Source organism: Streptomyces sp. NPDC079141 (assembly GCF_040686775.1).
Taxonomy (GTDB): domain Bacteria; phylum Actinomycetota; class Actinomycetes; order Streptomycetales; family Streptomycetaceae; genus Streptomyces.
On record NZ_JBFBLP010000005.1, the window covers coordinates 219,274 to 239,163 of the forward strand.

Consider the following 19,890-nt stretch of genomic DNA (forward strand, 5'->3'; position numbering starts at 1 on the left):
CAGCGCTGTGCGAGGAGGAACCGATGTTCCGCAGCGAGTACGCAGACGTCCCGCCCGTCGACCTGCCCATCCACGAGGCCGTGCTGGGCCGCGCCGCCGAGTTCGGTGACGCACCCGCCCTGATCGACGGCACCGACGGCACCACCCTCACGTACGAGCAGGTGGACCGGTTCCACCGCCGGATCGCCGCCGCACTCGCCGAGGCCGGCGTGCGCAAGGGCGACGTACTCGCCCTGCACAGCCCCAACACCGTCGCCTTCCCCACCGCCTTCTACGCCGCCACGCGCGCGGGCGCCTCCGTCACCACGGTGCACCCGCTCGCCACGCCCGAGGAGTTCGCCAAACAGCTCGGCGACTGCGCGGCCCGCTGGATCGTCACCGTCTCACCGCTGCTTCAGGTCGCCCGCCGGGCCGCCGAACTCGCGGGCGGCGTCCAGGAGATCTTCGTCTGCGACAGCGCGCCCGGCCACCGCTCCCTGATCGACATGCTGGCCTCGGCGGCCCCGGAGCCGGTGGTCGACATCGACCCCGCGGAGGACGTCGCCGCCCTGCCGTACTCGTCCGGCACCACCGGCACCCCCAAGGGCGTGATGCTCACCCACCGGCAGATAGCCACCAACCTCGCCCAGCTCGAACCGTCGATGCCCGCCAAACCCGGCGACCGCATCCTCGCCGTACTGCCCTTCTTCCACATCTACGGCCTGACGGCCCTGATGAACGGGCCTCTGCGCCAGGGCGCCACGGTCGTCGTCCTGCCCCGCTTCGACCTGGAGACCTTCCTCGCGGCCATCCAGAACCACCGCATCACCGACCTGTTCGTGGCCCCGCCGATCGTCCTCGCCCTCGCCAAGCACCCGCTGGTCGCCCAGTACGACCTGTCGTCCCTGCGGCACATCATCAGCGCCGCCGCCCCGCTGGACGCGGCGCTCGCCGAGGCCTGCTCCCGGCGGCTGGGCCTGCCGCCGGTCGGCCAGGCCTACGGCATGACGGAACTGTCCCCGGGCACCCACGTCGTCCCCCTGGAGGCCATGCGCCAGGCGCCGCCCGGCACGGTCGGCAGGCTCGTCGCCGGCACCGAGATGCGGATCGTCTCCCTCGACGACCCCGACAAGGACCTCGGCATCGGCGAGGCGGGCGAAATCCTCATCCGCGGACCGCAGGTCATGAAGGGCTACCTCGGCCGCCCCGACGCCACCGCCTCGATGATCGACACCGACGGCTGGCTGCACACCGGCGACGTCGGCCATGTCGACGCCGACGGCTGGCTGTTCGTCGTCGACCGCGTCAAGGAGCTCATCAAGTACAAGGGCTTCCAGGTGGCCCCCGCCGAACTCGAAGCCCTGCTGCTCACCCACCCCGGCATCGCCGACGCCGCCGTCATCGGCGTCTACGACGACAACGGCAACGAGGTCCCGCGCGCGTACGTCGTCCGCCAGCCGGCAGCCGACGACCTCTCCGAAGGAGAGGTGATGATGTACGTCGCCGAACGCGTCGCCCCCTACAAGCGGATCCGCCAGGTCGCCTTCATCGACGGGGTGCCGCGGGCCGCCTCCGGGAAGATCCTCCGACGGCAGCTCAGGGAGCGCACATGACGTTGATCGGCCGCACGCGCGCGCGTGGCGTTCAGACACTCAGCCTCGACTCGCCGCAGAGCCGCAACGCCCTGTCGGCGGCGCTCGTCGGCGACCTCGCGGACGCGCTCACGGACTGCGCCAAGGACGACGAGGTCCGTGCGGTCGTCCTCACCCACACCGGCAACACCTTCTGCGCGGGCGCCGACCTGCGCGACCCGCCCGCGCCGGACGCGCTGGTCGGCCTGCTGCGGCAGATCGTGGAGCTGCCCCGGCCCGTCGTCGCACGGGTCACCGGCCATGTGCGGGCGGGCGGTCTGGGCCTGCTGGCCGCCTGCGACATCGCGGCCGCGTCGACGGCGGCCACCTTCGCGTTCACGGAGGTACGCATCGGCGTGGCCCCCGCGGTCATCTCGCTGCCCCTGCTGCCGCGCACGGACCCGCGCGCGCTCGCCCGCTACTACCTCACCGGCGAGCGCCTCGACGCCGCCGAGGCCGCCCGTATCGGCCTGCTGACGGCCGCGGGCGACGACGTGGACGCCGTACTCGCACCCGTCCTCGACGGGCTGCGCAGGTCCGCGCCCGAGGCCCTGGCGGAGACGAAGAGGCTGCTCACCACTAGGGTGCTGGAGGCATTCGACCGGGACGCGGCCGACCTCACCGCGCTCTCGGCCCGGCTGTTCTCCTCCCCGCAGGCCCGCGAGGGGATGACGGCCTTCCTTGAGCGACGGGATCCCGCATGGGTGCTGTGACCGCAGTTGACCGCCTCCCCAAGCAGGACCGCAGCCGGGCCACCCGGCAGCGGCTCCTGGAGGCCGCCGTGGCCTGCCTCGCCGAACACGGCTGGGCGGGCTCCACGGTCTCGGTCGTCGCCGAACGCGCCGGCGTCTCCCGGGGCGCGGCCCAGCACCACTTCCGGACCCGCGAGGACCTGTTCACGGCGGCCGTCGAGTACGTCGCCGAGGAACGCTCCACGGCGCTGCGGGCGTTGTTCCCCGAAGGCGCCGCCGAGGACCGCCGGGCGGTCGTGACCGCCCTCGTCGACCTCTACACCGGCCCCCTCTTCCGGGCCGCCCTGCACCTGTGGGTCGCCGCCTCCCACGAGGAGCAACTGGGCCCGCGGGTCACCGAACTGGAGGCCCGCGTCGGCCGCGAGACCCACCGCATCGCCGTGGACCTGCTGGGCGCCGACGAATCGGCGCCGGGCGTGCGTGAGACCGTGCAGGGGCTGCTGGACATGGCACGGGGGCTGGGGCTGGCGAACCTGCTCACCGACGACCGGGGGCGGCGGGAGCGGGTGGTGGCGCAGTGGGCGTCGCTCCTCGACACCGCGCTCGACCTCAAGGGCTGAGCCGCTCCACCTTCCAGCTGCCGTCCGCCTGCGCCACGTACCGCAGCCGGTCGTGCAGCCGGTTCTCCCGCCCCTGCCAGAACTCCACCGACTGCGGAGCCACCCGGAAACCGCCCCAGTTCGGCGGTACGGGCACCTGCTCGCCCTCGGGATAGCGGGCCGCGAGTTCGGCGTAGGAGGCGTCCAGGTCGGCCCGGGTGGGGATCACCGTGGACTGCTCGCTGGCCCAGGCGCCGAGCTGCGAGCCGTGCGGCCGGGTACGGAAGTAGGCGGCCGTCTCGTCCCGGCCGGTACGCCGCGCGATCCCCTGCACGATGACCTGCCGGGCCATCGGATGCCAGGGGAACAGCAGCGAGACGTACGGGTTCTCCCCCAGGTCACGGGCCTTGCGGGAGTCGTAGTTGGTGTAGAAGACGAAGCCCTGCTCGTCGAACCCCTTCAGCAGCACCGTGCGGGAACTGGGCCGGCCGTCGGCGTCCGCCGTGGAGACCACCACGGCGTTCGGTTCGAACAGATGGGCCTCCGTGGCGGCCTGCTTGAACCAGCGCGCGAACTGCTCCACCGGAGTGGCGGCCAGGTCGTTCTCGGCGAGGCCCTCGGCGCGGTACTGCTTGCGCATCGCGGCGGGATCCAACGGCACGGCGTCTCGGTCGGTCACGCGGTCATCTTGCCGTATCCACGGGCCGCGTTCGGCATGGTGTCCTTCATCACTGAGTGGCACTGAGTGCCGCGATCCCTCCCCAAAGGTGGCACTCGGGGATATCGTGCTGATGCCGTTCCGGTTGGGTGACCGCCAGCCGCACGGGGCATCACTGGGGTACCCACCCGGGACCGCGAGTCCTCGTCGGAGCCACGACCGCGGATCCACAGGGTGTGCGTCCGTCCCTGCCGCACAAAACGCACGACACATGGTCCGTCCCACCCGAAAGCCGAACCCCCACAACACCATCTGTCGCACACATCACGAGGAGCCGCCTGATGTCCGACTTCGTACCCGGACTCGAAGGAGTCGTCGCGTTCGAGACGGAGATCGCCGAACCCGACAAGGAGGGCGGCGCACTCCGGTACCGGGGCGTCGACATCGAGGACCTCGTCGGCCACGTCTCGTTCGGCAACGTCTGGGGCCTGCTCGTCGACGGCGCCTTCAACCCCGGCCTGCCGCCCGCCGAGCCGTTCCCCATCCCGGTGCACTCCGGCGACATCCGCGTCGACGTCCAGTCCGCGCTCGCCATGCTCGCCCCCGTCTGGGGCCTCAAACCGCTCCTGGACATCGATGCCGAGCAGGCCCGCGAGGACCTCGCCCGCGCCGCCGTCATGGCCCTGTCCTACGTCGCCCAGTCCGCCCGCGGCCAGGGCCTGCCCATGGTCCCGCAGCGCGAGATCGACAAGGCGCAGTCCGTCGTCGAACGCTTCATGATCCGCTGGCGCGGCGAACCCGACCCCAAGCACGTGGCCGCCGTCGACGCGTACTGGACGTCCGCCGCGGAGCACGGCATGAACGCATCCACGTTCACCGCGCGCGTGATCGCCTCCACCGGCGCGGACGTGGCGGCGGCGCTCTCCGGCGCCGTAGGAGCCATGTCCGGACCGCTGCACGGCGGCGCCCCCTCCCGTGTCCTGCACATGATCGAGGAAATCGAACGCCTGGGCGACGCCGAGGCGTACGTCAAGCAGGCCCTGGACAAGGGCGAGCGGCTGATGGGCTTCGGGCACCGCGTGTACCGCGCCGAGGACCCACGCGCGCGCGTACTGCGGCGTACGGCCCGGGAGCTCGGCGCGCCGCGCTTCGAGGTCGCCGAGGCACTGGAGAAGGCGGCCCTGGCCGAGCTGCACGCCCGCCGTCCCGACCGGGTGCTCGCGACCAACGTCGAGTTCTGGGCGGCGATCGTTCTCGACTTCGCCGAGGTCCCGGCCCACATGTTCACGTCCATGTTCACGTGCGCACGGACGGCCGGGTGGTCGGCGCACATCCTGGAGCAGAAGCGGACCGGGCGGCTGGTGCGTCCGTCCGCCCGGTACGTCGGACCCGGCTCGCGCAACCCGCGCGAGATCGAGGGTTACGAGGACATCGCCCACTGAGTCCGCCGGAGCGGCCTCACGCCGGAGTCAACAGCCCGGCGTGATGCCGCTCCGCCACCAGCGGATGCGCCCGCAGCTTGCCCTTGAGCTCGTTGTAGCCGTACTCCGCGAACAGCGGATTGGCCGGATCGTCGGTCACACCGGGCGCACCCGCCGCATACGGGAACGGAAGAGGCTCCACGCGCGCGTCCAGGCGGGGGTTGTAGAAGAAGGGCACGGAGAACCGCTCGACGCCACCACCGGGCGACACAACCCGGTGATTGGTGGCAACGAGATACCCATTGGTGGCCACTTCCAACAACTCCCCGAGATTCACGACGAAGGCCCCGTCAATGGGCGGCACGTCATGAAAGAGCCCGTCCCCCCGCTGCACCTGAAGCCCCCCGACCCGATCCTGAAGAAGCAAGGTCAGAAACCCGTAGTCCTTGTGCGCGCCGACCCCCTGACTGTCGCCGCCCCCGGCGTTCCCCGGATACCGCACAAGCTTCAGATGCGGATGGGCGTGCTCCCCGAAGACCGGGTCGTAGAAGTCGCCGGGCGCCCCGATGGAGACGAGCAGCTCGTGCAACAGCCGGGCGGAGACCTGACTGAGCCGCTCGATCCACGCGAGGGCGGCGGTACGCAGCTCGGGAAGGGCATGGGGCCACTGATTGGGCCCTTCGAGCCACCAGTAGGCGGGCTCACCGGGAGCGGGTATGTGCGCGGCCCGCTCGGCACCGATATCGAGCTGATCCCGCCAGTCCCGCGCCCCACCGGTCCGCTCGTCACCGGTACGCGTATAGCCGCGGAAATGAGGCGAGTTGACGTTGTCGAGCGCCAGCCGCTCGGCCTCGGGCAGGGCGAAGAACCGCCGCATGGCGGACCACAGCCGCCCGGTCTCCTCGGCGGTGACCCCATGCCCGACGAGCTGGAAGAACCCCACGTCATGGGCCGCACTGTGCAACTGCGCATGCAACAGCGCACGGGCCTGGGGACCCCGGTCGGCGGCGGAGAGATCGATGATCGGAAGCTGCTGGTACGACGGGTGCGCCGTCATGTTCGTCATAGTGCGTCCGCGGTGGTGTACGGGCACGAGCGTGCGCCTTGGTGGGCGGTGAAGGAGAAACGGCAGCGGTGGCTGCATGAAGCGAAAAAAGGGGGGCCGGAATGCTCAGACGGAGCGTCGACAGCCCATGCTCGTGACGCGGACGTAGTCCACGTGGCGGCGTCGAACGAGCGAAAGCATGCCCTGTGAACCTCCGGAGGCCTCCGGACATTCCCCGAGAACGCAGACGACCCGCGAGCTCGGGTTCCCCCGCCTGACGGCGGAGGAGCCGGCCGGACGTACCGGCGAGCTCGCGGGTCGGGTGACTGCTGGGATTGGGCCGGCTGCGCGCTTCTCTCACGCGCTGGTCCGGCACCGCACTGGGTGGGGTGTCGGGCCGCTAGCCCGCAGTCACCTCACGCGTCCGGTATTCATACATCTGCCGAACCACCTCCCTTCTCGTGTGCCCCACACCCTAGGAACGGGTCCCGCCCCGGATCAACCGTTTTTTCGTTCGGCCCGGAATCGGGGCGAGCGGCCGTCGCGAGCAGGTTCGCCACCAGCGGGTTCTCGTCCTGCGTGCGCCAGGCGACGGCCACGCGCGTGTGGGCGTCGCGCGGCTCCACCGGCCGGAAGGCCACCCCCCGCAGGCGGATCCGGCGGATCCCGGCGGGCGCCAGGGACACCCCGAGGCCGGCCTCGACCAGGGCACAGACCGTCGTCCACTCGACCGCGTGCTGGACGACGCGGGGCGTGAAGCCGGCGCTCTCGCACAGGGTGGTGATGCGGTCGTGCAGGCCGGGACCGGCCTCGCGGGGCAGGAGGACGAAAGGGGAGGCGGCCAGGGCCGGGAGGGGGACCGTGCGGTGGGCGGTCAAGGGGTGGGCCGAGGGGAGTACGGCGACGAAGGGCTCCGTCAGGACCGTGCGGAAGGTCAGTCCGGGGTCGTCGGCCGGGGGTTCGCGCAGGAGGCCGACGTCGATCGTCCCGTCGTGCAGGGCGGTCAGTTGGGGAGCCGTTGTCATCTCGCGGATGTCCAGGTGGACGTCCGGGAAGCGCTGGCCGTACGTGCGCAGCAGGTCCGGCAGGACGGTCAGGGCGAGGGACGCGGCGAAGCCGATGCGCAGGGTGCCGGTGCGGCCGGTGGCGACCGCGCGGGCGGCGGTGAGGGCGTCGGAGAGGCCGGTGAGGGCGTGGCGGGCGGCGGGCAGGAGCTCGCGGCCGGCGGGGGTGAGGGCGATACGGCCCGGGGTGCGGGTGAAGAGGGGGTGGCCGACCCTGGTCTCCAGGCGGCGGATCTGCTGGCTCAGGGGTGGCTGGGCGATGCCGAGGCGGGCGGCCGCGTGGCCGAAGTGGAGTTCTTCGGCGAGGACGACGAAGGCGTGGAGTTGGGGGAGGGGGAGTTCGGGGCGCGGCTCCATATCTCCAGAGGTATCACGTCAGCTGTTCGTGACTATTAGACGTATCTGCCCTGCCCACCTAGCGTTTCGCGCATGACGGAGCGGCGTGCGGTTCTCAGTGGGTCGGTGTTCGAGGAGCGGATCGGGTATGCGCGGGCGGTGGTCGACGGGGAGCGGGTGTATGTGTCGGGGACGACCGGGTTCGACTACGCGACGATGACGATCTCCGAGGACGTGGTGGAGCAGGCCGAGCAGTGTCTGCGGAATGTCGGGGCCGCGCTGGCGGAGGCGGGGTGCGGGTTCGGTGATGTGGTGCGGGTGCGGTATCTGCTGCCCGGGCGGGAGGACTTCGAGCCGTGCTGGCCGGTGCTGAAGCGGGTGTTCGGCGAGGTGCGGCCGGCGGCGACGATGATGGTGTGCGGGCTCGCGGATCCTCGTATGAAGATCGAGATTGAGGTGGACGCGCGGCGGGGAAGTGGCTGATGTGTCTGATCTTCGTATTGCGCCGGCGGTGGGCGCGGCCATGCTGGAGGAATGGCGGCATGTGCACAACGTGATCGTGCCGCCGGACGAGCTGAGTCCCGACGAGGTGCGTGAGCGCAGCGGGCGGCACCGGCTGGAGAACGCCTATCTCGGTGGCGTTCTCGTCGGCTGCTCGACCGTGCGGCCGCCGGTCGGTGACGAGGCGGTGGCGACCGTTATCGCGCGCGTGCTGCCCGAGTACCGGCGGCGCGGGTTCGGGGCGGCCCTGTACGAGCACGGCGTGGCGCACGCGCGCGTGCTGGGTGCCCGGGCGATCCAGACGGTCGTGCTGGCGGTCAACGCGGACGGGGTGCGGTTCGCCGAGGCGCGCGGGTTCGTCGAGGTGGAGCGGTATGTGGCGCCGGAGGACGAGAACGAGGTCTGGCTGACGCTGCGGCGGGCGGCCTGACGTGCGGGCGGTCGTGCCGCCGTATCTCCGGCGTACAACGATTCTCTCAATCTTGTGGGAACCCGGTGTGTGCTGCGTCACGTTCGAGTTGAATGATTGCCAGACGTAGCTTGGCAGGGGGTCCAGGTGAGTGCTTCCCGGCGTAGTGGGACCACCGACGAGCTGGGGCCGGACGAACCCGAGCGGGCGGGTCCGGACGGCTCGGACGGTGGCTCCGACCTGCTTGCCGCGCTGCTCGACGGGATGGACGCGGCGCTGTGTGCCTTCGACGCTGACGGGGTCGTCACTCACTGGAACCGGGAGGCCGAGCGGATCCTGGGCTGGACCGCGGCCGAGGCGGTGGGGCGGCACGGGTTCGCCGGGTGGGCGGTGCGCCGTGCCGACGCCGAGGAGGTCGAGGGGCGGCTGATGTCCGCCATGCAGGCCCCCGGGCGGCAGGTGCACGAGTTCGCGCTGCTCACCAAGGACGGCGGGCGGGTGCTCGTGCGTACCCAGTCCGCGGCCGTGCGCGGCCCCGACGGCAAGCCTGCCGGCCTGTACTGCGCGTTCAGCGAGGTGCACGCGCAGATCGACCTGGAGCGGTCCATCGCGCTCAGTGAGGCGCTGTTCGAGGACGCGAGCTGGGGTGTCGTCCTGGTCGACGCCGATCTGCGGCCCGCCGTCGTCAACGCGCACGCGGCGCGGGCCCTGGGGATCGGGCGTACGTCCGTACTGGGCCGGCCGCTCGGGGAACTGCTCGCCCAGGGCGTCGAGGAGCTGGAGAGCGCGCTGACGCACGTCCTCGCGGAGGGCGCGCCGCCCGCGCCGGCCGAGATCTGGGTGAGCGTACGCACCCCGGAGGGCGAGCAGCGGCGCTGCTGGCGGTGCGGGTTCGTACGGCTGGCCTCGCCGCTGGCGGAGGAGCCGGTGCCGTTGGGCGTGGGCTGGCTGTTCCAGGACGTGACGGAGGGCAAGCAGGGCGAGCAGGAGGCGGCGCTGCTGCGGTTCCGGTCGAACCAGCTGCACCGGGCCGCGCGGGCGGCCGCCGAGTGCGACGACCCGGCCGAGGCGGCCACCGTCCACCTGGACTTCGCGCTCGCCGGGTTCGCCGATCACGCGCTGATCGACCGGGTCGTGGGCGGCGCGCTGAGCGACGCGGACACGGCGGGGCCGGTACGGCTGGTCAGAATCGCCGCCACGCCGTCCGGTGCGCCGGGGCCCAGCCTGCCCACCGGGGCGGCCGGGCTGCCCACCCGTTACGCGGAGGGGCATCCGGCGCTGCAGTGCGTGGCGCGGGCCGGTTCGGTACGGGCCAGCGTGGGGACCGTACCGGCCGAACACGCCCGCTCCTGGGCGGAGTCCCGCCAGTGGCCGTCCGACTCCGTGCACGCCCTGTGCGCGGTCCTGCGCAGCCGCGGCCGCACCCTCGGCGTCGTGACGTTCCTGCGCGCGGCGGGGCGTACCCCGTTCGAGCGCTCCGACGCGACGTACGCGGAGGATGTGGCGGCGCGGATCGCTGCGGCCCTGGACCTGGCGAGTGCTCTATAGGGCGTTCAGCAGGCCGTTCAGCGCCGGTAGAAGATCCGGTCCGCGTACTCCTCGAACACCCGCCCGTTCCATTCGTGCCCCCCGTCCACGTTCCCCGACCGCAGCAACGGCGGTTCGATCCCGCGCTCGGCCAGCGCACGCGCCACCGTCGCCATGACGGCCTGCATCAGCGCCGTCGTGACGACCGTGGACGCGGGGGCGAACGGCGCCGGCACCGTGTCGAGGGAGAGCTCCGCGTCACCGACGGCGATCTTGGAGTCGAGGACGATGTCGCAGTGGTCCTTCAGATACGTGCCGGAGGCGTGCCGGGACTTCGTCTCCGAGGCGTACGCCACCGACGTGACGCCGATGACCTTCACGCCCAGCGCGCGGGCGTTCATGGCCATCTCCACGGGCAGCGCGTTGCGCCCGGAGAGCGAGATGATCACGAGGGCGTCGCCCGCGCGCAGCGGTGAGCTGTCCAGCACGGCGCTCGCGAGCCCGTCGACCCGTTCCAGGGCGGAGCCGAGCGTCGCCGGCATCACGTCGACGCCGACGACTCCCGGAACGACCAGCAGGTTCATCAGTGCCAGGCCGCCCGCCCGGTATACGACGTCCTGCGCGGCGAGCGAGGAGTGACCGGCGCCGAAGGCGAACAGACGGCCGCCGTCGGCGACGGTCTCGGCGAGCAGTGTCCCGGCCGCCTCGATGTTCGCGTCCTCTTCGTCGCGTACGCGTTGCAGCAGGCCGATCGCGGCGTCGAAGAACTGGCCGGCCAGCTTGCGGTCGCTCATGCGCGGGGCCCCTTTGCCGTGCGGTGTCTGTCCTGGCGGTCGTGTCTGTGTCGCGGATCACCGTGCGGTCTGGACCAGTGCGGTGTCAATACGGCGTTGCGCCCCGCGCGCGCGTGGGTGCACGGTGCCCGCGGACGCCTCGGTTCGAGCCGCGTAACGCCGTGGTTTCAACGGCGCGGCACGGTTGTCAGCGGGATGCGTCAGAATTGAAGCCAGGGCCAGCGCACGCGCCGCGAAGCTGTCGCGCTTCCGGCAGATCTCATCAAGGGGCACGTATGTCCGGACTGATCGACACCACGGAGATGTATCTCCGCACCATCCTTGAGCTGGAGGAGGAAGGTGTGGTCCCCATGCGCGCCCGGATCGCCGAGCGCCTCGACCAGAGCGGACCGACGGTCAGCCAGACGGTGGCGCGGATGGAGCGGGACGGCCTGGTCGCCGTCGCCAGCGACCGGCACCTGGAGCTCACGGACGAGGGCCGCCGGCTGGCGACGCGCGTGATGCGCAAGCACCGCCTCGCGGAGTGTCTCCTCGTCGACGTGATCGGTCTGGAGTGGGAGCAGGTGCACGCCGAGGCCTGCCGCTGGGAGCACGTGATGAGCGAGGCCGTGGAGCGGCGCGTGCTCGAACTGCTCCGGCACCCCACCGAGTCGCCGTACGGCAACCCGATCCCGGGCCTGGAGGAGCTGGGCGAGAAGGACGGTGCCGACCCGTTCCTCGACGAGGGCATGGTGTCGCTGGCCGAGCTGGACCCGGGCCTGGAGGGCAAGACGGTCGTCGTACGCCGTATCGGCGAGCCGATCCAGACGGACGCCCAGCTGATGTACACGCTGCGCCGGGCGGGCGTGCAGCCCGGCTCGGTGGTCAGCGTGACGGAGTCGGCGGGCGGGGTGCTGGTGGGCAGCGGCGGCGAGGCGGCCGAGCTGGAGGCGGACATCGCCTCCCATGTGTTCGTGGCCAAGCGCTGAACGTCCCCGGTCGGTCCGCCGGTCGGGCAACTCCCGGCGCTTGAGGGGAAGTTGGGGTGGCCGGGGCGATCTCGTCGATTCCAAGATTCAGTCCGCCGAATCGCAGCGCTTCCACGCTTGGCGTGCAAGGCTGTCGCGTGAGGCATATGACCTGAGGGGGTCGGGAGGATGTGCCGTAGACGTGCGGAGGGCCCCGGCGCCGTGTGGCGCCGGGGCCTGTCCTCCCCTGTGCTGACCCGGAGCCCCGAGCTCCCAGGGTCATCCCCTTCGGACCGTTTTCCCCGAGCGGTCCGCCTCCCGTTGAAGATCTCCCCTCGGCAGCGGCGATCATTCCTTGAGCGGGGTCACTCGAACGAGGGGTGTTGATTACAAAAACGGAATCCTCGAACCTTCATTCGATACTCTGCGAGTGACGGGTCACGTGGGAGATGCGCTACACAAGTGGCGCATACGGATGCGGGGCCCAGGTGAGCGAAGGCAACTGCACGGCACGGCAGGACGCGGTTCTCGGGACCGGCCGACTCGACGAGCGGGCGCGAGCGGTCCGAGCGGAGCTAGGGGGGTGCCAGGACCTATGGCGCGGCGCATCGACGTGACCGGGACGGGCGGCGTACGCCTTGCCGCCTGGGAGTTCGGCGACCCTCCCAAGACCGACCCGGCCAAGCTCGTACCCGAACAGGCCGGACCGAGCGGGCCGGTGACGGCCGCCGACCCCGAGCCGGGTCACGGTGTCCTGTTACTCCACGGGCTGATGGGACGCGCCTCGCACTGGGCGTCCACCGCCCGCTGGCTCTCCGAACGCCACCGCGCCATCGCTCTCGACCAGCGCGGCCACGGCCGCAGCGACAAGTCGGCACAGGCCGCCTTCACCCGCGAGGCGTACGTCGAGGACGCCGAGGCCGCCCTCGAACAGCTCGGGCTCGCCCCGGCCGTCCTCATCGGCCACGCCATGGGCGCACTGACCGCCTGGCAGCTCGCCGCGAAGCGGCCCGACCTGGTGTCGGGCGTGATCATCTGTGACATGCGGGCCTCCGCGCTGGGCGCCGCCTCGCAGCGGGAGTGGGCCGACTGGTTCAAGTCCTGGCCCGTCCCCTTCGCCACCCTCGCCGATGTGCGCAAGTGGTTCGGGGAGGACGACCCCTGGGTGGAGCGGCCGAACCCGGCCCGCGGCGAGTTCTACGCCGAGGTCATGCACGAGTGCGAGGACGGGTGGCGGCCGGTGTTCGAGCCGGAGCAGATGCTCAAGTCCCGCGAGACATGGGTGTACGACGCGCACTGGGAGGAGCTGGCGCAGGTCCAGTGCCCGGCGCTGGTCGTGCGGGGGCTGGACGGGGAGCTGGGGCGGGCCGAGGCGCAGGAGATGGTGCGGGTCCTTCCCAGGGGGGAGTACGCGGAGGTCGCCGACGCGGGGCACCTGGTGCACTATGACCAGCCGGAGGCTTGGCGGGGGGCTATCGAGCCGTTTCTTGATGCGGTGCGGATGTCTTCGTGACCGAGTGGGTCGTTGTTCGGCTGCGGGTAGTGGGGGCTTGTCGCGCCCGCGCGGCGGAGCCGCAAATTGATACAGCCCCGCGCCCCTAAAGGGGCGCTTCCACTCAGCCCCTGCTCACAGCCCCCAGAATCTCCGGCAGCCTCTCCGCCGTCCTCGGTGCCGCCAGCCGCAGTCCCAGCCACGTGATCAGCGCCCCGTACCCCGCCCCCGCCGGCAGCAGGAGCCAGGTCCAGTGGTCGCCGTCCGCTGAGATGTTCAGCCAGATCGTTGCCGCGATGACGGGGGAGCACAGCAGGGAGGCCGCGATCATCCCGCCGAAGACGGCCATGAACGCCAGGCCGCTCTGACCGGGGGCCACGTTCTTGTAGCCCTCCTGCGGGATGGAGTACGGGAAGCGGGCCGAGGTCCAGGCGCCGGTCGCCAGCATCGCGCCGAGCAGTGCGAAGGACAGGCCGAGCACCTCGGGCAGCCGCGGCCAGTCGCCGAGCAGCGCGGTCGTCAGGACGGTCACGAGCGTGGCGTACGGCAGGGTGATCACCAGCAGGGCCAGTGCCCGGGCGCGCAGCTCCACATAGGCGTCCCGGCGCGAGGAGATGGTCATGGCGACCATCCAGAACGCGGAGGTGTCCTGCCCGAACTGGTTGTACATCTGGATGCCGAGCATCCCGGCGGCGAAGCAGGCGAAGTAGATCGAGCCGGTGCCCTGGAGGGCGTTGAAGAGCGGGACGATCAGGCCGATCGCCAGCGAGGTCACCCAGGCCGCCTTGGTCTTGGGGTCGCGCCACACATAGCGCAGGCTGCGCTCCATCACCGTCCCGGTGCGCCCGGCGGGCAGCAGCCGGGCGAGACCGGTCGAACCGCGTTCCCGTACGGCGGTCTCGGTGACGGCCTGGAGAGTGGAACCGTCGGGCGCGGTCATCAGCCGGGTGAGATGCCGCGACCACATGCCGAGCAGCGCCGCCAACGCCCCGGCCGTCAGCGCGAGTTGCAGGGCGGCCACGCCGTACGATCCCTCGCTCGCCGAGTCCACCGCGCCGATCGCCGACGCGGGCGGCACCCAGCGCAGGATGTCCGCCGCCGGGTCGAGTTGCCCGAGCCCGGACGAACCGAGCCGCTGCGCCCCGAAGTTGACGACCTGCGCACCGACGGCGATGACCAGACCGCTGAGCACCGCAAGATCACGGCCCTTGCGGCTGGTCAGCAGGCGGATGTTGGCGGCGGCGACGGCCCGCGCGAGCGCCACGCACACCAGCAGCGCCAGGGCGACACCGACGACGCCCACCGCGTAGGCCGTCCCGCCGTGCGCGACCGAGATCACCGAGCCGGTCAGCAGGCACAGGGTGAACAGCGGGCCGATGCCGACCAGGGAGGCCGCGAGGAGCGCGCGCACCAGGGGGCCGGGCCGCAGCGGCAGCATGACCAGCCGGGTCGGGTCGAGGGTCTCGTCCCCGCCGGGGAAGAACAGCGGCATCACCGCCCAGCCCAGCGCCAGCACCGCCACCAGCAGGACGACCACGGACTCGGCGTGCGCGTGGCCGCGCAGCGCGATCAGGCCGATCAGCTGCAACGCGGCGAAGAGGAGCGCGGCGACGCCGGAGGCGACGTAGGCGGCACGCCGGCCGGTGGACTGGCGCAGGCCGTTGCGCAGCAGGGACAGCTTCAGACGTACGACGACGGGGGTGATCGTGGGAGCGCTCATCGGGCGCCGCCGCCCAGCCAGTCGAGGTCGGAGCCGGTGTGGCGCCCGTTCGCGCCCACCAGCTCCAGGAACGCCTGCTGGAGGGAGGGCGCGTCCCCGCGGACCTCGGCGAGGGGACCGTGTGCCCGGATCCGCCCGGCGGCCATGACGGCCACCCAGTCGCACAGCGACTCCACCAGCTCCATGACGTGGGAGGAGAAGACGACGGTGGCGCCGGAGGCGGTGTAGCGCTCCAGCACCCCGCGGATGGTCTGGGCGGAGACCGGGTCGACGCCCTCGAACGGTTCGTCGAGGAACAGCACTTCGGGATTGTGCAGGAGGGCCGCCGCGAGGCCGATCTTCTTCCGCATGCCAGTCGAGTAGTCGACGACGAGCTTGTGCTGGGCGCCGGCCAGGTCCAGGACGTCGAGGAGCTGCGCGGCCCGCTTGTCGACCTCGGCACCGGGCAGCCCGCGCAACCGCCCCGAGTAGGCGAGCAGTTCGCGCCCCGACAGCCGTTCGAAGAGCCGCAGCCCCTCGGGCAGCACCCCGATCCGCGCCTTGACCTCGACCGGATCGCGCCACACGTCGTGCCCGACGATCTCGACCGACCCCTGGTCGGGCCGCAGCAGCCCGGTCACCATCGACAGCGTGGTGGTCTTCCCGGCCCCGTTCGGCCCGACGAGCCCGATGAACTTCCCCGCGGGCAGGTCGAGATCAACACCGGCAACGGCGATCTGTTGCCCGAACCGCTTCCAAAGCCCACGCACGCATACAGCTGACGTCATGCAGCCAACCTAAGGGGCGCGGTGTTGAATATGCGGCTCCGAGTGGGCGCTACCGATCCCGCCCGCACGCATAAGCAAGCGGCGAGATCAGCTCCTCCGCATCCGGCAGCCACCGATTGGCCGGAGTCGGGCGGCAGGCCCACTGAACAGCCCCCCGCGACCCGTACCGCGTAGGCGGCGCAGCCACATAGCTGCCCTCGCCGAGCGCGACGAGATCCAGCGAGGAAGGCGTCCAGCCGAGCTTCCGCACCAGATCCGGCACCTTCGCGCACGCCCCCGGCAGCACGAAGAAGTGCATCCGGCGATCCGGCGTCAACGTCACGGGACCGAGCGTCAACTCCATGCGCTCCATGCGGGCCAGTGCGAGAAACCCGGCCGTCTCCGGGACGGAAATCGCGTCGAACGTACGCCCGGTGGGCAGCAGGATCGACGCCAGCGGCTGTTTCGACCACAGACGGCGCGCGACGGTCGCACTGCCTGTGGCCTGCGTCGCCCAGTCCTCGCGCGACGGATGCGCGCCGGGCGCGTCGCACGCGGCATCGCCGCACGAGCAGCGCTGCATGCCGTCGGAGGCTTCCAGCCAAGTGCCGGGGAACACGTCCCAGTGGCGCTCCTCGGCATAGCGCACGGCGTTTTCCAGCAGCGATTCCCCGCGCTGCTTCGGAATCTGAGCGGCTTCGGTACCCGGGATCGTCTCTTCCACGAAGAACACAACTCCCCTGCCCACCTCGGGTTACGGCTGTAGCGCGCGCGGGGGAGGAGCATCGATTCCGCACCTGGGGCGCATGGATGCACGTGTGGGGGCGCGCGGGAGGATCCGCGGCCGAAGGTGGGTAGCCACGCATGGGGTCGGCTTCTGCCTAAGAGGCTCTTACCCCGGCAATCCTCGCATGCCTCGCATTTTCGGTATGTCCGCGGGGCATTGATCTTTGCGGCCGGAACTTTTCGTTCACAGCGAAGAGAAACGGCCGTGAAAGACACGCCAACTCGGTGCATGGGCAGGCACCGCAGCCACAGGGGGTACGCCATGGCCGCAAGGCCTCTCGTCGCGCGGCAGCCGAACGAACGGCTGCAGGCGCTCATCCAGGAAGCGGGTTGCTCGAACGCCGGGCTGGCCCGCCGGGTCAACATGTGCGGCGCCGAGCACGGCCTCGACCTGCGCTACGACAAGACGTCCGTGGCCCGTTGGCTCCGCGGACAGCAGCCGCGCGGACGGGCTCCGGCGATCATCGCGGAGGCGCTGGGCCGCAAACTCGGCCGTACGGTCACGATCGACGAGATCGGCATGGCCAACGGCAAGAACCTCGCCTCCGGCGTCGGACTCCAGTTCTCGCCGACCGTGCTGGGGGCCATCGAGCAGGTGTGTGAGCTGTGGCGCAGTGACGTGGGGCGCCGGGACTTCCTGTCCGGCTCGTCCGTCGCCGCGTCCGCGCTGGTGGAACCCAGCCGGGACTGGCTGATCTCCGCCCCCGACTCGCAGGTGGCGCGTGCGGCGGGGCCACGCGTGGGCCAGTCCGACGTCGCGGCCGTGAAGGCGATGACGCAGGCCCTGGTCGACCTGGACCACCAGTACGGCAGCGGGCATGTGCGCCCGGTCGTCGTGCACTACCTCAACAGCGTCGTCTCCGGGCTGCTGGCCGGTTCCTACCGGGAGGCCGTCGGACGCGAACTCTTCGCCGCGGTGGCCCGACTGACCGAACTCGCCGGCTACATGGCGGTCGACACCGGTCAACCCGGCCTGGCCCAGCGGTACTACATCCAGGCCCTGCGGCTCGCTCAGGCGGCGGGCGACCGCGGCTACGGCGGATACGTGCTCGCCGCTTCCATGAGCCACCTGGCCGCCCAGCTCGGAAACCCGCGGGAGATCGCACAGTTGGCGCGGGCCGCGCAGGAGGGGGCGCGGGGGCGCGTCACCCCGCGCGCGGAGGCGATGTTCTACGCGGCGGAGGCCCGTGGGCACGCGCTGATGGGCGACGCGCGGGCGGCGCAGGCGGCGTCCGGGCGCGCGGTGGGCGCACTGGAGGCCGCGGACCCGTCCTCCGGGGACGACCCGGCATGGATCGCGCACTTCGACGAGGCCTATCTGGCCGACGAGTTGGCGCACTGCCATCGCGACCTGGGACAGGCCGAGGCGGCCGCCCGGCGCGCGGAGGAGTCACTGGCCGGACTGCCGGAGACGAAGGCACGGCGGCGGGCGATCGGCTATGTGCTGCTCGCCACGGCCCTGGTGCAGCAGCGCGAGGTCGAGCAGGCCTGCCACACGGGGCTGAAGGCCGTGGAGCTGCTGGAGACCCTGCGGTCCAACCGGGGCGCCGAGTATCTGGAGGACTTCCAGCAGCGGCTGGAGCCGTACCGGGACGAGCCGGTGGTAAGGGAGTTCGGGGCCCGGCTGGATCTTCAGGCGGCGGCGTGAAAGGGCGCGGTACGAGAGCGTGAACGGGCGGAAAACACAGGTGACGACGGGGAGGTGAGGGGGCGGTCCGCGAATGGGGGCCGGTTCTGTTACCGCGGTCACAGGGACATACGTCACGTCCTGAGCTGCGTGGCACGCGGCTGACATGACCCGGTAGCGTGAGCCGACGATTCCGAAGGTCCCCCATTCGTAGGAGTCCCGGTGACGCAGAGTGGACAGGGCGAGGAGCCCTCGGCGCGACCCGCGCGCGAAGGCATCGTGCTGCCCTCCGACGGAGGCGAGCCCCTGCTTCCGGGCATGACAGGCGCACACGGTGGCGGACAGCCGTCCGGCCACCAGATGCCGCCCGCCCCGGCCGCGCCGCCCGGCGGCCAGGCCTGGGACGGTTCGTGGGGACCCGACCAGCAGCTGCCCTCGCAGGGCCAGGGCTGGACACCCGCGCCCGCCCAGCCCTGGAGCACGCCGTCCCAGCCCCTCCCCCCGGAGGGCGCACAGGCTCCGGCCTACGACCCCGGCACGCCGTATGGGGCCGCTGAGGGATACGGGACGTCGGGCGCCGGGGCGTACGGCGGTGGTCAGGGTGCGCCGCTGCCGCCTGCGGGCGCCGATCCGTACGGCGCGCATGCCGGTGGTCAGCCGTCGGCCGGTGCCAATGCGTACGGGGCCCCCGGCGGCGGTCTGCCTGCCGGTCACGGGCCGTCCGTGGGTGGTGGGCCGCTGCCGCCCGCCGTGCCGTTCGGTGCGGGGGCCGTCGACGACGGGGCCACCCAGTACATTCCGCCGGTCGTGGACACGGCCGGGGGCGATCAGGCCACCCGGTACATTCCGCCCGTCGGCAGGGCGCCCATGGACGACGGGGCCACGCAGTACATACCGCCGGTCGGTGGCGGCGCGCTGCCGCCCGAGGCGCGGCCGGAGACGCCTGCCGAGAGCACGCAGATCCTCGGCCGGGTGCGCAGGCCGGAGCCCGGGGCCGTGCCGCCGCCCGCCCACCCCGACGCCGAAGCCACCCAGTACATCCCGCCGGTGGCCGATCAGCGCCAGGACCGGCAGACGCCCGCCGAGTTCGACAACCTCTTCCGCACGGAGCCGGGCGGCGAGAGCCCGGCCGCGTCCACGCAGCAGATGCCGCGCTTCGAGCCGCAGCAGCCGCGGCCGAACCCGCACGCTCCCTACGGCGCCCAGCAGCCCCCCTTCATCCCGCGCCGAGCCGAGCACGACGACCACGAGGAGCACCGCGGCCGGGGCGGCCGTACCGGCTCCCGGGTGCCGTTGTTCGCGGCCGTCGGCGTGGCCATCGCGGTCGTCGGCATCGGTGCCGGCGCGCTGCTGGGCGGGGGCGGCGGGGACGATCAGAGCGACGACAACCAGGCCGTCGCCGCCGCGGCCCCCGCGAGCGAGTCCGCCTCGGCCTCGCCGTCCGCCGATCCGGCCGAGCAGCAGGCCGTCGAGCTGGACAAGCTGCTGGCGGTCAGCGGCAACAGCCGGACCATGGTCATCAACGCCGTGGCCGACGTGAAGTCCTGCACCAACCTCGGCCAGGCGGCCAAGGACCTCAGGGACGCGGCCAAGCAGCGCAACGACCTGGTGACCAAGCTGTCCACGCTCTCCGTGGACCAGCTGCCGAACAACGCCGCGCTGACCACCGCCCTGACCAAGGCCTGGCAGGCGTCGGCATCGGCCGACACCCACTACGCGGCCTGGGCCGACCAGGTGGCCAAGGACAGGGGCAAGCTCTGCAGGAAGGGCCAGGCCCGCAGCACCGGCCAGACCCAGGCCGGCAACCAGGCCAGCGGTACCGCAAGCACCGAGAAGTCCAAGGCCTCGGGCCTGTGGAACGCGATCGCCAAGACGTACGGCCTGACCGAGCGGCAGCCGGTCCAGCTCTAGCCTCC

Annotated in this window: 18 protein-coding genes; 11 read left to right on the forward strand and 7 right to left on the reverse strand. The window is 71.8% G+C overall.

From position 1 onward, the window contains the following. Positions 1-23 precede the first annotated feature (23 nt). From AB0Q90_RS17700 to AB0Q90_RS17710, 3 genes are read left to right on the forward strand one after another with little or no spacing between them, the layout of a single operon-like run. Positions 24-1,592 carry a 4-coumarate--CoA ligase family protein gene (locus AB0Q90_RS17700; protein WP_363161218.1) on the forward strand — a complete coding sequence of 523 codons (1,569 nt, stop codon included), beginning with the start codon at positions 24-26 and terminating at the stop codon, positions 1,590-1,592. Then, a complete protein-coding gene (locus tag AB0Q90_RS17705; RefSeq protein ID WP_363161217.1) occupies positions 1,589-2,323 on the forward strand; it encodes an enoyl-CoA hydratase family protein in 735 nt (244 codons plus the stop codon). The genes AB0Q90_RS17700 and AB0Q90_RS17705 overlap by 4 nt, the downstream gene beginning before the upstream one ends. Continuing rightward, positions 2,311-2,922 (forward strand): TetR/AcrR family transcriptional regulator, encoded by a 612-nt coding sequence (locus tag AB0Q90_RS17710; protein ID WP_363161216.1) that lies wholly within the window; start codon positions 2,311-2,313, stop codon positions 2,920-2,922. Before AB0Q90_RS17705 ends, AB0Q90_RS17710 begins: the two co-directional genes overlap by 13 nt. Here the strand turns inward: AB0Q90_RS17710 and pdxH are convergent. Beyond that, entirely contained in the window at positions 2,912-3,580 is a 669-nt protein-coding gene (gene pdxH / locus AB0Q90_RS17715; protein WP_363161215.1) for a pyridoxamine 5'-phosphate oxidase, read from the reverse strand. The genes AB0Q90_RS17710 and pdxH overlap by 11 nt on opposite strands. A gap of 320 nt (positions 3,581-3,900) precedes the next feature. Here pdxH and AB0Q90_RS17720 point away from each other — a divergent pair, with 320 nt between their 5' ends. Continuing rightward, entirely contained in the window at positions 3,901-5,001 is a 1,101-nt protein-coding gene (locus tag AB0Q90_RS17720) for a citrate synthase 2 (RefSeq protein ID WP_363161214.1), read from the forward strand. 16 nt (positions 5,002-5,017) lie between these two features. Here AB0Q90_RS17720 and AB0Q90_RS17725 read toward each other — a convergent pair whose 3' ends face one another. After that, on the reverse strand, positions 5,018-6,046 hold the full coding sequence (locus AB0Q90_RS17725; RefSeq protein WP_363161212.1) for a 2-oxoglutarate and iron-dependent oxygenase domain-containing protein: 1,029 nt from the start codon (positions 6,044-6,046) through the stop codon (positions 5,018-5,020). 410 nt (positions 6,047-6,456) lie between these two features. Continuing rightward, entirely contained in the window at positions 6,457-7,446 is a 990-nt protein-coding gene (locus AB0Q90_RS17730; protein WP_363161211.1) for a LysR family transcriptional regulator, read from the reverse strand. A 72-nt stretch (positions 7,447-7,518) separates the two neighbouring features. Between AB0Q90_RS17730 and AB0Q90_RS17735 the strand changes: the two genes are divergently transcribed. The 3 genes from AB0Q90_RS17735 (at position 7,519) to AB0Q90_RS17745 (ending at position 9,883) form a co-directional block, all read left to right on the forward strand. Then, positions 7,519-7,908 carry a RidA family protein gene (locus tag AB0Q90_RS17735; RefSeq protein WP_363161210.1) on the forward strand — a complete coding sequence of 130 codons (390 nt, stop codon included), beginning with the start codon at positions 7,519-7,521 and terminating at the stop codon, positions 7,906-7,908. Between the two features lies 1 nt (position 7,909). Next, positions 7,910-8,356, forward strand: coding sequence for a GNAT family N-acetyltransferase (locus tag AB0Q90_RS17740; protein ID WP_363161209.1), 447 nt, complete (start codon positions 7,910-7,912; stop codon positions 8,354-8,356). Between the two features lie 126 nt (positions 8,357-8,482). Next, the gene (locus AB0Q90_RS17745; RefSeq protein WP_363161208.1) at positions 8,483-9,883 is read left to right on the forward strand and encodes a PAS domain-containing protein; all 1,401 of its coding nucleotides are present in this window, start codon (positions 8,483-8,485) and stop codon (positions 9,881-9,883) included. A gap of 17 nt (positions 9,884-9,900) precedes the next feature. On the opposite strand, the gene AB0Q90_RS17750 is transcribed toward AB0Q90_RS17745, so the two are convergent. Continuing rightward, positions 9,901-10,656, reverse strand: coding sequence for an SIS domain-containing protein (locus AB0Q90_RS17750; protein ID WP_363161207.1), 756 nt, complete (start codon positions 10,654-10,656; stop codon positions 9,901-9,903). 275 nt (positions 10,657-10,931) lie between these two features. On the opposite strand from AB0Q90_RS17750, the gene AB0Q90_RS17755 reads away from it, so the two are divergent. Together AB0Q90_RS17755 and AB0Q90_RS17760 are read left to right on the forward strand one after the other, a co-directional pair. Then, positions 10,932-11,624: a metal-dependent transcriptional regulator gene (locus tag AB0Q90_RS17755; RefSeq protein WP_363161205.1), complete on the forward strand. Its 693-nt coding sequence runs from the start codon at positions 10,932-10,934 to the stop codon at positions 11,622-11,624. Positions 11,625-12,198: 574 nt separating this feature from the next. Beyond that, the gene (locus tag AB0Q90_RS17760) at positions 12,199-13,116 is read left to right on the forward strand and encodes an alpha/beta hydrolase (RefSeq protein WP_363161204.1); all 918 of its coding nucleotides are present in this window, start codon (positions 12,199-12,201) and stop codon (positions 13,114-13,116) included. Between the two features lie 103 nt (positions 13,117-13,219). Here the strand turns inward: AB0Q90_RS17760 and AB0Q90_RS17765 are convergent, their stop codons facing one another. Genes AB0Q90_RS17765 through AB0Q90_RS17775 form a run of 3 tightly spaced genes read right to left on the reverse strand, consistent with a single transcriptional unit; the run spans position 13,220 to position 16,294 of the window. Beyond that, entirely contained in the window at positions 13,220-14,815 is a 1,596-nt protein-coding gene (locus AB0Q90_RS17765; protein WP_363161203.1) for a transporter, read from the reverse strand. Then, entirely contained in the window at positions 14,812-15,582 is a 771-nt protein-coding gene (locus AB0Q90_RS17770; RefSeq protein ID WP_363161202.1) for an ABC transporter ATP-binding protein, read from the reverse strand. Before AB0Q90_RS17770 ends, AB0Q90_RS17765 begins: the two co-directional genes overlap by 4 nt. A gap of 49 nt (positions 15,583-15,631) precedes the next feature. Continuing rightward, complete coding sequence (locus tag AB0Q90_RS17775) at positions 15,632-16,294, reverse strand: bifunctional DNA primase/polymerase (RefSeq protein WP_363161201.1); 663 nt, start codon at positions 16,292-16,294, stop codon at positions 15,632-15,634. Between the two features lie 315 nt (positions 16,295-16,609). Here AB0Q90_RS17775 and AB0Q90_RS17780 point away from each other — a divergent pair, with 315 nt between their 5' ends. Both AB0Q90_RS17780 and AB0Q90_RS17785 read left to right on the forward strand, forming a co-directional pair. Continuing rightward, positions 16,610-17,995: a transcriptional regulator gene (locus tag AB0Q90_RS17780; RefSeq protein WP_363161200.1), complete on the forward strand. Its 1,386-nt coding sequence runs from the start codon at positions 16,610-16,612 to the stop codon at positions 17,993-17,995. Positions 17,996-18,196: 201 nt separating this feature from the next. Next, on the forward strand, positions 18,197-19,885 hold the full coding sequence (locus AB0Q90_RS17785; RefSeq protein WP_363161199.1) for a hypothetical protein: 1,689 nt from the start codon (positions 18,197-18,199) through the stop codon (positions 19,883-19,885). Positions 19,886-19,890: the final 5 nt, after the last annotated feature.